Origin of the sequence: Luteibacter rhizovicinus DSM 16549 (genome assembly GCF_001887595.1) — a bacterium.
Lineage (GTDB): Bacteria > Pseudomonadota > Gammaproteobacteria > Xanthomonadales > Rhodanobacteraceae > Luteibacter > Luteibacter rhizovicinus.
Window position 1 is genome coordinate 487,564 of the sequence record NZ_CP017480.1, and the last position, 12,210, is coordinate 499,773.

Below are 12,210 nucleotides of genomic sequence, written 5' to 3' on the forward strand. Positions count from 1 at the left end.
CATGCCACGCAAGCGCAACGTCAGCAGCCAGCTCAGTCGCGACCTCATCATCGCCGGCGTGGACGAGGCGGGCCGCGGGCCGCTCGCCGGACCCGTCGTGGTCGCCGCCGTCATCCTCGACCCGGCCCGGCCGATCCGCGGCCTCAACGACTCCAAGCAACTGACCGAGGACGTTCGCGAGAAGCTCTATGGCCGCATCGTCGAGCGTGCACTCGCCTGGACCGTGATCTTCGTCGAGCGCGAGGAGATCGACCGGATAAACATCTTCCAGGCGACGATGATCGGCATGACCCGATCCCTGATGGGACTGTCCCTCGCACCGCAGATGGCCTTGATCGACGGCAACCGCCTGCCTCGTACCCTGCCCTGCGAGGCGCGCGCCGTCATCGGCGGGGACGCCACCGAGCCGGCGATCAGCGCCGCCTCGATCCTGGCCAAGGTCAGCCGCGACCGGCACATGCATGCCCTCGATGCCGAGCATCCGGGGTATGGCTTCGCCAGGCACAAGGGCTATGGCGTGCCCGAACACCTGGATGCACTGGGCCGCCTCGGCCCGTGCGCGGCGCACCGGCGCAGCTTCGCCCCGGTCAAGCGCTGGTTCGAGCCCGAGATCGAGCCCGTCGGCGATCTGTTCGCCACCGCCGTCTGAAGCTCGGGGCGAATTCGCCCTAAAGTCGGAATTGATCCTGCCGATACGAAGGTTACGCGCCCTCACCAAGTGCGAGCCTTTCCCTATCGATGACAGGTAACACCCATGAAGAAGATCGCCATCGCCGCCGCGCTGTTCCTTGCTGCTCCGCTGTCCGCCCACGCCGCCTGTGCCGCCAAGGATTTCACCATCGACGGCTTCGCCGTGAAGGTGCAGCAGGGTTCGGGCCAGCCGCGCTTCAGCATGAAGGGCAACCTGGTCAACAAGTGCCCCGAAGCCGCCGCCGCGCAGATCCGTATCGACGCGAAGGATTCGACCGGTAAGGTCATCGCCAGCAAGCAGGGCTGGCCGGCCGGCACCTCCAACATCGAGCCGGGCAAGAGTGTCGACTTCGACCTCGGCCGCCTCTTCCGTTATTCGGCGGACATGTCGGACTACACCGTTGTCGTGACGGACGTCAAAGCCTGGTAAGCCCCTCGCGGTCGCTCAGATCACGGTCCACGATACCCGCTCGCCGGGGGCGAAAGCCTCCGCGCGAGACGGTAGCCACACCAGGGCGTGGGCCGACGCCAGGTTACTCAGCATGTGCGAGTCCTGGTGGGGCAGCGCTTCCAGCATGACCAGGCCATCCTCGTTGCGCAGTCGCATGCGGACCAGCCGGTCACGCTCCGGATCCGCTTCGACGGCGGCGCTGAGGACACCGCGGCGCCACTTCGGCTGATCCGCCGCCTCTCCCTCGAGGCGACCCAGCACGGCGCGTGCATGGACGGCCAGACAGACCAGGACAGCGGCCGGATTGCCTGGCATACCGAGTAACACCTTGCCCTCGCGCATGCCGAACCACAAGGGCTTGCCGGGCTTCTGCGCCACCTTCCAGAACACCTTGCGTACGCCGAGGCGATCGGCGACCAGTGGCACGAAATCGCGGTCGCCCACGGAGACGCCCCCACTGGTCACGATGAGGTCGGCGCTGTCCAGCGCCGCGCTCAGGGCCTCTTCGAGTGCGCTCTCGTCGTCGCGGACATAGGCCACGACCGGTTCGCCATAGCCATGCTCCACGAACCACGAACGCAGGAGCGGCCCGTTGGCGTCGTAGACCATGCCCGGCGCCAGGGGCTCGCCCGCACGCACCACTTCATCGCCCGTGACGAGCACGGCGACACGGGGCCGCCGGTAGACCTCGACACTGTCGATGCCCGCCATGGCCAAGGCTGCGACCAGGCCGGCGGTCACCCGCTGGCCGGCGTTCGCGATGATGCTGCCGGACGCCAGCTCTTCGCCTTCATGGCGAATGGCTTCACCCACGCGCACCGCCTCGGTCAGGACGATGCCGGTCCCCGTGCGCTCGACGATTTCCTGGCGCGCCACGGCATCCGCGCCTTCGGGCACCACGCCCCCGGTCAGGATACGAACGGCCTGCCCCGGACCCACGGTGACGCCCGAGGGTTCACCGGCGGCCGCCGTACCGATCAGCGTTCGCGGTGCCTGCCCATCAGCGGCGAGGAGCGCGTAGCCGTCGACCGCGCTCTGGGTGAACCGTGGCAGCGCGATGCGCGCCGCGGCCGCTTCAGCCAGCACGGCGCCAAGGGCGAGCTCCACAGGCAGACGATGCGTCGGCAGACGGCCGACCCATTGGCGATAGCGCGCAAAGGTTTCCTCGATCGGCAGCAGGGCCATGTCAATGCGCCTCGCCATAACCGCCGGGATGCTGTCCACCGGGCCGACCGGTTTCCAGCAGATGGATCAACCCCGGCAAGGTCGCGGCCAGCGACTCGCTGGCGCCGCCCCGACTTCCAGGGAACGTGAGGATCAAGCTGTCGCGAACGTAGCCCGCCACGCCGCGTGAGAGCATGGCGAACGGCATGCGTTGCTGCCCGAAGGCACGCGCGGTCTCCATGATCCCCGGGATCTCCACATCGAGCATGGGGCCAACCGTGTCGACGGTGATGTCATGAGGACCCAGACCGGTGCCTCCCACGGTGATGATCATGGCGGTGTCGGCCGCGATGAGGGAACCGAGCAGCTCACCCAGTACCGCCGCGTCGTCGGGGATCACTGCGTATTCGACGTGTCCGAAGTTGGCCGCGATCAGCGCGTCGCGCACCCAGACGCCCGCCGTGTCGGGCTTGGCGCCGCTCGCCACCGTGTCGGACAGGACGACGACCGCAGCACTGCGCGGCACGGACAGGCGCCGCTTGTAGTGAGATTTACCGCCCGTCTTGCGCTCGAGTCGGCAGTCTTCGATGTGCAGCTCATCAGGCTCGGCGTAGGGCTTGAGCATGTCGTAGAGCGTGAGTGCAGCCAGGCTGGCGGCGGTCAGCGCTTCCATCTCGACGCCCGTGGGGCCGATGGTCTGCACTTCCGCGATGACCCGCACCGAGGTGTCGGCCAGTTCATAGGTCACCTCGGCACGGTGAATCGGCAAGGGGTGACACAGCGGAATGAGTTCATCCGTTCGCTTGGCGGCGAGAATGCCGGCAACGCGTGCGGTCTTGAGCGGATCGCCCTTCTCGGTATCGCCGCTGCGCAGTAATTCGATGCAGTGGGCCGGCGCGTGCAGTGTGGCGGTGGCGCGGGCGACACGCAGGGAATCCGGCTTCTGGCTGACGTCTTTCATCCGTGGCTCGTATGCGAGTGGTGGCGATGCGAAGGCGGCGGCGTTTCGTCGAGGTCGTCGCGGATGCAACACCCTTCGACGAACGCGCTGCTGCCGTCGGTATAGAACTCTTCCTTCCAGATCGGCGCGCCGTGCTTCACCGCGTCGACCGCATAGCGGCACGCGTCGAAGGCTTCGGCACGGTGCGGCGCACGAACCACGCAGACGATGGCGACATCGCCGATCGACAGGTCACCCAGACGATGCACGACGCGCACGTAGGGAACACCGTATTTTTCGCGCGTCGCCGCCTCGACGTCACGAATGATTTTTTCCGCGAGGGGCTCGTGTGCCGTGTACTTCAAATGCCGCACCGAACGCCCTTCGTGGTGATCGCGCACCGTGCCGACAAAAAGCGCCAGGCCACCGCACTCCGGATGGGCGTCCAGCTCCAGCAAGGGCTCCACGCTCACCGGATCATGGGAAAGTACCGCGCGTTCCATGCTCAGCCTCCCGCCACAGGTGGCAGCACGGCGATCCGTCGATCGGCGGGAAGCGGGTCCGCCCGGCGCACGATGGCGTCGCCCGAGGCGCAGGCGCAGCGCTCCAGCGCGGAGGCCAGCTTCGGGTGTTCGCGGGCCAGCAGGGCGAGCGCGTCGCCGACCGTGCAAATGTCGCCGCCCGCATCGATCTCGCAGGTACGGGTGCCGGCCAGGCCTTCCAGCGAGGCGAAAAGTTCGAAGACGATCGGTGTCATGGGGTATCCGAAAAAGGGTTCATCCGCCCATCGCATGCATGGTCAACGGCCTGTCCACGGGACCGGGCCGCGACGCGTAACCCGCATCCTTCAGCCAGACCGCCCGACGCGCCTGTTCGGCAAGCACGTCGTCGGCGACGCCATCACGCATGCGCGCACCCAGCGGCGTGCCGATCGGTGAGAACAGGCAGGTGAACAGCTCGCCCGTCGCGGTGATCCTCAGGCGATCGCAGGTCGAGCAGAACGGATTGGAGACGGTCGAAATGATGCCGAGCGGGTAATGGCCATCGACGAGATAGGGTGTGGCCGGATCGTGCCCGCGCGGCTGCACGTCCACGACGTGCCGCTCGCGGATCGCCGCCAGCATGTCCGCTTCGGATACCACGGCATCGCGTTTCCAGTGTCCGGGAGCGTCCAGGGGCATGTATTCGATGTATCGGAGGGGAAGCTTCCTGGCCATGGCCCATTCCAGGAGTGGAACGATGTCCTTCTCGTTGTCGCCACGGATGACGACGGCGTTGAGCTTGACGTTGGCCCCCGCAGCGACGAGCGCGTCGATGCCGTCGAATACCGGTGCGATCTCGCGCAGGGTGAGGCGACGGAACGTCTCCGGGTCGACCGTGTCGAGGCTGACGTTGAAATCGTCGATCCCCGCCATGACCAGTTCGCGAGCTTTCGGCGCGATACGGGAGGCATTGGTGGTCATCGACAAGCGACGAAGCCCACGCTCGCGGAGCGCGGCGATGTCCTGCACGCATTCCAGCAGGTCGTGACGCAGCAACGGTTCGCCGCCCGTCAGGCGGATCTGGTCGATGCCCTGGTCCACGAACAGGCCGGCGAGGCGCACGACTTCGTGGCGCGCCAGCAGGCTGGCCTTCGGCAGCCAGTCGGGATGCTCGGGCATACAGTAGGTACAGCGGAAATTGCAGCGATCGGTGAGCGATATCCGCAGCTTGCGCTTGGTACGTCCGTGACGGTCGATGAGTGGGGACATGTCGCCTCAGGAAAGCACAATGCGCGTAAGCGGGGTGTAACCGGTCCCGCCGGGCCCTTCACATGCAATCGTGCCAGACTTCGGCCATGAACGCCTTGAACCCTTCGGTTGTGCCAGCCTGGCCGGCCTGGCCGGACTATGCGCTGGTCGAGGACCTGCTGCCCTCCCTGCGCGAGTACGCCCACGAGGGCCGCGTCGCCCTGGCGACGCTGGTGAGTATCGATGGGCCATCCCCACGCCCGCTGCATAGCGAAATGGCGATCGCCGCGGACGGACGGGTTGCCGGTTATGTGTCGGGCGGCTGCGTCGAGGCGGCGGTGGCCGAGGAAGCCGCCATGGCGATCGCCGAAGGCCGCCCGCGCCTCCTGGACTACGGGGTCGGCAGCCCGGTACTGGACATCCAGCTTAGCTGCGGCGGCCGCATCGGCATCTTCGTTCGTGAACTCGTGGAGCCCTCCCGGTACGTCAATACGCTGACCGTCGCCCGCCGCGAGCGGCGCACGGTCACCGTGCTGACGGACCGCGACACCGGCGCCTGGGACATCGTCGAGGCGATCGGACCGGCCGACGACAGGCATTACGCCCGTATCCAGCGCCCACCCTTGCGACTGGTCGCGGTCGGCGGCGACCCCGTCACCCTCGCGGTCGCCCACCTCGCTCCGTTGCTCGGCGTCGAGGTGGTCCTGCTGCGTCCGCACGGTCCGCTCGAGCCGCCTGCGGGGGTACCGCTGGCCGGCTACGACTCGCGCAGCCTGCCTGCCGCCCTGGCCGATCTCCTGCTTGACGATCGCACCGCCGTCTACTCACTGAGCCACGACGCGGAGGTCGACCACGCCGTGGCGACGCATGCCCTGCATTCCGACGCCTTCGCGGTAGGCATCCTCGGCAGTCGCAACAAGATCGGGGCACGCGTCGAACGCCTCAGGGACGACGGCGTCGACGATGACGAACTGCAGAAGCTTCACCTGCCGGCGGGATTGCCGATCGGCGCGCAGACGCCCCATGGCATCGCGCTCTCCATCCTGGCCCAGGTCTGCCAGCGCGACCGCGCGCGACTGCCGTGACCGGTGGCCACGACGCGGTCATCCTTGCCGCAGGCGGAAGCCAGCGACTGGGCCAGCCCAAGCAGCTCCTGACCATCGCCGGCGAGACGCTGATCGCACGGGCGTCAAGGATCGTCGCGGCAACCCGACCCGGGCGGACCGTCGGCATCCTGGGCGCGCACGCCGAACGGATGTGCGGCCAGCTAACGGGCGCGCAGGCCGTCTTCAATCCGGACTGGGCGACGGGCATGGCCTCGTCGATCCGGGCTGCCGCCGATGCACTGGCGGGACGAACGGACCCGGTCCTGATCGTGGTGATCGACCAGCCTGCCCTCGATGAGGCCCACCTCTGGCGTCTCCTGGCAGCACACGACGGCGCGCGCGACACCGTCACGGCCTACGGCGATGCCATGGGCGTACCGGCGGTCCTGCGAGCGGCGACATTGCGGCAGGCCACGACGCTTCAGGGTGACATGGGCTTTCGCGCGTTATGGCAGGACACCTTGCCCGCGACCGTTCGTGCCGAGGCTTTCGCCGACGATCTGGACACGGAAGAGGATCTCGCGCGCGCCATCGCAACGGGACGCGTCGACCGGGGCCGCGGGCCGATGTAAACGGAATGGCAAGTCCAGCCGGACCAGCCGCCCCGCCCCGTTCACGCCGCAATGCTTACAACCGTGGAGCCCCAGGCAGCGACGCATCGCGCCGCCCACCCACGGAGAACGGCATGCCGCCAAACCCCCTGCGATCCCCTACCAGCGCGGCCCGACACGACACGATGTCCGGTGGCGTCATGCATCACCTCGCCGAACGCGTGCCCGGTGTCGATACCGTCAAGGCGCGACTGCGTATAAACGGCAGGGACCACGAACTCGACATCGATCCACGTGTCACCCTGCTCGACGCGCTGCGCGAGCACCTGGGCTTTACCGGCTCGAAGAAAGGCTGCGACCACGGCCAATGCGGTGCATGCACCGTGCTGGTCGAAGGGCGCCGGATCAACGCTTGCCTGACCCTGGCGGTCATGCACGACGGCGACACGATCACCACCGTGGAGGGGCTGGCCCGGGGCGAAGCACTCAGTCCGTTGCAGGCATCGTTCGTCAGGCACGACGGCTTCCAGTGTGGCTACTGCACACCGGGGCAGTTGTGCTCGGCCACCGGGATGCTCGACGAAGTACGCGCCGGATGGCCGAGCGTGGTGACCCAGGACCTGAGCTCGTCGCCCTCCCTGAGCGACGACGAAATCCGCGAACGCATGAGCGGCAATCTCTGTCGCTGCAGTGCCTACCCGAACATCGTCGCCGCGATTGCCGATGCCGCGGAGGGTGCTGCATGAAGACGTTCACGTATGAGCGCGCGACGTCACCGGCCGACGCCACGCAGGCTGCCGTAGCGCACCGGCGAACACGCTTCATCGCCGGTGGCACCAACCTCCTCGACCTGATGAAGCTCGACATCGAGACCCCCGAGCATCTCGTCGACATCAATCGCCTGGGACTCGACGCGATCGAAGACAGTGCCGACGGCGGCCTGCGGATCGGCGCCATGGTCCGCAACAGCGACCTGGCAGCCGATCCGCGCGTCCGTGAGCGTTACCCCGTCTTGTCGCGTGCCCTTCTCGCCGGGGCGTCGGGCCAGCTTCGCAACAAAGCCACCACCGGCGGCAACCTGCTGCAACGCACGCGCTGTTATTACTTTTACGACACCGCGATGCCATGCAACAAACGGCATCCCGGTAGTGGCTGCGCGGCCATCGAGGGATTCAACCGCATGCATGCGGTCATCGGCGGAAGCGAGGCGTGCATCGCTACACATCCGTCCGATATGGCCGTCGCCATGCGCGTGCTGGATGCCGTCGTTCACACCGTCATGCCGGACGGTAGCGAGCGCGCCCTTCCGCTCGCCGATGTCTACCGGTTGCCGGGCGATACCCCGCAGGTCGAAAACGCACTGGGCACGGGGGAACTGATCACCTACGTCACGCTGCCCCCGCCGCCGGACGGCCGGCAGATCTATCGCAAGGTGCGCGATCGCGCGTCTTACGCCTTCGCCCTGGTTTCCGTTGCCGCCATCGTGCAGGTGAACGGCGACGGTGTCGCATCCGCGCGGATCGCTTTCGGCGGCGTGGCTCCCATGCCGTGGCGCGATGACGCCCTGGAAGCGGCGCTGCAGGGAACACCAGGCGACGAGTCGTCATTGCGTGCCATCGCGAACACCGCCCTTGCGGGTGCGCGTGGTCATGGGCACAACGACTTCAAGATCAGGTTGGCTCGACGCACGTTGGGCGCGGTCCTGGTCGAAGCGAGCGGGAGGACGACAGCATGACCATTCGCATGGATACGGTCGTGGGACACACGCCGCTCGACGATTTGCCGGACGGATTCACCGGAAAGCCGATCGATCGCGTGGATGGGCCGCTGAAGGTCCAGGGCAAGGTCGCCTATGCCGCGGAACATGGCGGGGTCGGCAACGTGGCATACGCGTTCCCCGTGCTGGCGACCATCGCCCCGGGTCGGATCCTGCGCATCGACGACACGGCCGCGCGGCACGCTCCCGGTGTGATCGACGTCCTGACTGCGAAAAATGCGCCAAAGCAGGACACGTCATCCGATGACGCGATCCCGCAACTCGTCGGCGACAAGGTCAGGCATTACGGCCAGCCGGTGGCGCTCGTGATCGCGCGCTCCTACGAGCAGGCCCGCCACGCCGCCTCGCTGGTTCGCCCCGAATACGACGCCACACCGGGCCGCTTCGACCTCGCTGCCGGCAAGGCGGGCGCACGCAAGCCCGAGGATCTCTCCTTCGCCAAGGCGGATACGGAGAAAGGTGATTTCGACGACGCCTACGCGTCCGCGCCGCACCAGCTCGACGTGGTCTACACGACGCCTTTCCAGTTTCACGCCGCCATGGAGCCCCACGCGACCGTCGCCGCCTGGAACGAAGACCGCCTGACCGTGGAGACGTCCAACCAGATGCCTACGCCGGGTCGCAAGGCACTCGCTGCCACGTTCGGGGTCGCGCCGGAAAAGGTTCGTCTTCTCTCCGCCTATATCGGCGGCGGCTTCGGCAGCAAGCTCGACGTCCAGCCGGATGCGGTGCTGGCGGCGCTCGCCGCCAGGGCCACCGGCCTGAGGGTCAAGCTGGCACTCACCCGGCAACAGTTGTTCCACGTCGTCGGTCATCGCACCAATACCATCCAGCGCGTGCGCCTGGGCACCGATGCCCAGGGCCGCATCCTTGCGGAAGCGCATGAGGCCTGGTCGGGCAACGAACCGGGCAATGACGAGTTCGAACCGACCGTCCTGGGGACCCGCTCGCGCTACGCGGGCGACAACCGCCTGAACACCCATCGGCAGGTCGATCTCGACCTGCCGCCGGCCATCTCCATGCGCGCACCGGGCGAAGCGGTCGGCTTGCTTGCACTCGAAGGCGCGATGGATGAGCTGGCTGTTCAGCTGGACATCGATCCGATCGAGCTACGCATCCGCAACGAGCCCGCGGTCGACCCCGAACTGGGTGTGCCGTTTTCCTCGCGCCAGGTGGTGGAGTGCATGCGCGAAGGGGCACGACGCTTCGGCTGGGACAAGCGCATCGCCCAACCGCGTCAGGTGCGCGATGGACGCTGGTACATCGGGATCGGCATGTCGTCCGCCGTCCGCGGCAACATGCTGCAGGCGTCCAAGGCGAACGTACGCCTCGACCCGTCCGGCAGGCTCACCGCCCGCATGGCGATGACCGATATCGGTACGGGCTCCTATACGGTTTTCACACAGGTCGCCGCCGACCTCCTCGGCTTGCCGATGGGGCGCGTCACTATCCTCCTGGGTGATTCGGATTTTCCCGAGACCCCGGGGTCTGGCGGCTCGTTCGGCGCAGCGAGCGCGGGCTCGGGTCTCTACGATGCCTGCATGCAGCTGCGCAGCAAGCTTTGCCGGTCCGCCGGCATCGACCCGGCGCAGGCGCGCTTCGAGGATGGCCATGTCACCGATGGCCGCAAGCGCGTGAGCTACGTGGCCCTCGCCGGTGAGGATGGTGTGACGGCCGACGGCGCGATCGAACCGGGCAGCAATAGCACGAACTACAACCAGAACTCCTACGGCGCTTTCTTCGCCGAGGTCGGCGTCGACATGGATACCGGCGAGATTCGCCTGCGCCGCATGCTCGGCGTGTTCGCTGCCGGCCGTATCCTCAATGCCAAGACGGCCCGCTCGCAGGCCCTGGGCGGCATGATCTTCGGTGTCGGTTCGGCCCTGTCGGAGGAAATGGTCCTGGATCCGCGTTACGGCGCGTTCGTCAACCACGATCTGGCCGAGTACCACGTGCCGGTGAATGCGGATATCGGCCCCATGGAGGCCGTCTTCCTCCCCGAGCTGGATGACAAGGCCAATCCGCTGAAGATCAAGGGACTGGGCGAAGTGGGCATTTCCGGCGCGGGGGCATCGATCGCCAATGCGGTGTACAACGCCTGCGGCGTAAGGATTCGCGACTACCCGCTGACACTGGACAAGGTGCTCGCCGGTATGGTGTAACGCATCTCATGACTACGCGCCTCGTTTATCGACATCGCTGGCCGGTGCGCGTGATGCATTGGATCAATGTCGTGTGCCTGTGCGTCCTGCTAGGTAGCGGACTGCAGATTTTCAACGCGCATCCGTCGCTCTACTGGGGAAACCGCTCCGATCCCGGCAAGGCGTGGCTATCGTTGCGCGGCGGCCAGGACGCCATGGGCAACGTGCGGGGCATGACCGTCCTGGGCGACCATGCGATCGATACCACCGGTGTCCTGGGCGCGTCGAAAGTGGATGGCCAATGGGCCGCGCGCGGCTTTCCCTCCTGGGCGACGATTCCCGGCGCGGGATGGCTTTCGATGGGCCGCCGCTGGCACTTCTTCTTTGCCTGGCTGTTCGTCCTCAATGGCCTCGCTTATGTCGGCTGGTCACTGGCCAGCCGACATCTCTCCCGCGATCTCGTGCCGGACCGACGCGACTGGCGAGGCCTGGGCCGATCGATCGTCGACCATCTGCGCCTCCGCCATCCCGAAGGCGAGGAGGCGCTGCGCTACAACATCCTCCAGCGCCTGGCTTACCTGGTGGCCATTTTCGCCTTCGGCGGCGGCATCGTCCTGATGGGTATCCTGATGTCGCCGCGCATGGATGCCGTGCTCGACGGACTACTCGAGGCTGTCGGCGGCCGGCAGTCCGCACGCTCGATCCATTTCATCATCGCGATGGGATTCGTCCTCTTTGTCCTGGTCCATGTGATCGAGGTGCTGATCAGCGGCCCCCTCAACCAGCTTCGCGGCATGATTACCGGCTGGTATCGCATTCGTCACGATCGCCCGGGGAAACAGCCTCATGAATGACCGTCGCGGCTTCCTGCGCACGACGCTTCTTGCACTGGGCGGCGCCGCGCTCGCCGGTTGTGACCGGATATCGCAGAGCGAAACCGGCTCCCGAATCCTGGAAAGCGCGGAGGTCGTGAACCGGCGCGTGCAACGCTTCCTGTCGCCCTCCCAGGCCCTTGCTCGCGAGTACACCGAGGCAGACATATCCGCGGTGTTCAAGCCGAACGGCACGCTCATGCCCGATACGCCCCTTTACCAGGGGTTGATGAAAGGCGGATTCGCCGATTACCGCCTCGAGGTCGACGGACTGGTCGAAACACCTTCCCGCTTCTCCATTGACGAGCTCAAGGCCATGGCGGCGCGCACCCAGATCACGCGCCACGACTGTGTCGAGGGCTGGAGCGCCATCGGAAAGTGGACGGGCACGCCTCTTGCCGCCGTACTGGACCGCGTCAAGCCCGGATCCGAAGCGCGCTATGTGGTTTTCCATTGTTTCGACGACATGGAAGAGGACACGCCTTATTACGAGAGCGTGGACCTCGACGAGGCTCGTCATCCGCAGACGTTGCTTGCCTATGGCTTGAACGGCGCGGCCCTGCCCATCGCAAATGGCGCGCCGCTACGTCTGCGCGTCGAGCGCCAGCTAGGCTACAAACAGGCGAAATACATCCGGCGCATCGAACTGGTCGCATCGTTCGCGGACATCGGCGACGGCAACGGCGGCTACTGGGAAGACAACGGTTACGAGTGGTATGCAGGCATCTGAACGGCCGTTTTTCCGCACTGCATCACCCGGACCCTGAAAAAAAGGCTCCCAAATGCAA

General features: G+C 66.7%; 14 protein-coding genes. 9 read left to right on the plus strand and 5 right to left on the minus strand.

The annotated features are described in order from the left end of the window. Position 1: 1 nt before the first annotated feature. The gene (gene rnhB, locus BJI69_RS02325) at positions 2-649 is read left to right on the plus strand and encodes a ribonuclease HII (protein WP_046968664.1); all 648 of its coding nucleotides are present in this window, start codon (positions 2-4) and stop codon (positions 647-649) included. 105 nt (positions 650-754) lie between these two features. Beyond that, entirely contained in the window at positions 755-1,120 is a 366-nt protein-coding gene (locus tag BJI69_RS02330; protein WP_046968663.1) for a hypothetical protein, read from the plus strand. A gap of 15 nt (positions 1,121-1,135) precedes the next feature. On the opposite strand, the gene BJI69_RS02335 is transcribed toward BJI69_RS02330, so the two are convergent. From BJI69_RS02335 to moaA, 5 genes are read right to left on the minus strand one after another with little or no spacing between them, the layout of a single operon-like run. Beyond that, a complete protein-coding gene (locus BJI69_RS02335) occupies positions 1,136-2,326 on the minus strand; it encodes a molybdopterin molybdotransferase MoeA (protein ID WP_046968662.1) in 1,191 nt (396 codons plus the stop codon). A 1-nt stretch (position 2,327) separates the two neighbouring features. Next, on the minus strand, positions 2,328-3,266 hold the full coding sequence (gene moaCB, locus BJI69_RS02340) for a bifunctional molybdenum cofactor biosynthesis protein MoaC/MoaB (protein WP_046968661.1): 939 nt from the start codon (positions 3,264-3,266) through the stop codon (positions 2,328-2,330). Next, positions 3,263-3,748 carry a molybdenum cofactor biosynthesis protein MoaE gene (locus BJI69_RS02345; protein WP_046968660.1) on the minus strand — a complete coding sequence of 162 codons (486 nt, stop codon included), beginning with the start codon at positions 3,746-3,748 and terminating at the stop codon, positions 3,263-3,265. The genes moaCB and BJI69_RS02345 overlap by 4 nt, the downstream gene beginning before the upstream one ends. A 2-nt stretch (positions 3,749-3,750) precedes the next feature. Further along, positions 3,751-4,002, minus strand: coding sequence for a MoaD/ThiS family protein (locus tag BJI69_RS02350; RefSeq protein ID WP_052767288.1), 252 nt, complete (start codon positions 4,000-4,002; stop codon positions 3,751-3,753). 19 nt (positions 4,003-4,021) lie between these two features. Then, the gene (moaA, locus tag BJI69_RS02355; RefSeq protein WP_046968659.1) at positions 4,022-4,996 is read right to left on the minus strand and encodes a GTP 3',8-cyclase MoaA; all 975 of its coding nucleotides are present in this window, start codon (positions 4,994-4,996) and stop codon (positions 4,022-4,024) included. Positions 4,997-5,082: 86 nt separating this feature from the next. Between moaA and BJI69_RS02360 the strand changes: the two genes are divergently transcribed. The 7 genes from BJI69_RS02360 to BJI69_RS02390 all read left to right on the plus strand — a co-directional run bounded on the left by BJI69_RS02360 (position 5,083) and on the right by BJI69_RS02390 (position 12,152). After that, positions 5,083-6,060, plus strand: a complete 978-nt coding sequence (locus BJI69_RS02360; RefSeq protein ID WP_046968658.1) for an XdhC family protein — start codon at positions 5,083-5,085, stop codon at positions 6,058-6,060. After that, a complete protein-coding gene (locus tag BJI69_RS02365) occupies positions 6,057-6,653 on the plus strand; it encodes a nucleotidyltransferase family protein (RefSeq protein WP_046968657.1) in 597 nt (198 codons plus the stop codon). Before BJI69_RS02360 ends, BJI69_RS02365 begins: the two co-directional genes overlap by 4 nt. A gap of 164 nt (positions 6,654-6,817) precedes the next feature. Continuing rightward, on the plus strand, positions 6,818-7,378 hold the full coding sequence (locus BJI69_RS02370; protein WP_425476887.1) for a 2Fe-2S iron-sulfur cluster-binding protein: 561 nt from the start codon (positions 6,818-6,820) through the stop codon (positions 7,376-7,378). Further along, positions 7,375-8,367, plus strand: a complete 993-nt coding sequence (locus tag BJI69_RS02375; RefSeq protein WP_046968656.1) for an FAD binding domain-containing protein — start codon at positions 7,375-7,377, stop codon at positions 8,365-8,367. Before BJI69_RS02370 ends, BJI69_RS02375 begins: the two co-directional genes overlap by 4 nt. Further along, positions 8,364-10,571, plus strand: a complete 2,208-nt coding sequence (locus tag BJI69_RS02380; protein WP_244465309.1) for a molybdopterin cofactor-binding domain-containing protein — start codon at positions 8,364-8,366, stop codon at positions 10,569-10,571. The genes BJI69_RS02375 and BJI69_RS02380 overlap by 4 nt, the downstream gene beginning before the upstream one ends. 8 nt (positions 10,572-10,579) lie before the next feature. Continuing rightward, on the plus strand, positions 10,580-11,404 hold the full coding sequence (locus tag BJI69_RS02385; protein ID WP_046968655.1) for a cytochrome b/b6 domain-containing protein: 825 nt from the start codon (positions 10,580-10,582) through the stop codon (positions 11,402-11,404). Beyond that, positions 11,397-12,152: a molybdopterin-binding protein gene (locus BJI69_RS02390; protein WP_046968654.1), complete on the plus strand. Its 756-nt coding sequence runs from the start codon at positions 11,397-11,399 to the stop codon at positions 12,150-12,152. Before BJI69_RS02385 ends, BJI69_RS02390 begins: the two co-directional genes overlap by 8 nt. The last annotated feature ends 58 nt before the right edge of the window (positions 12,153-12,210 follow it).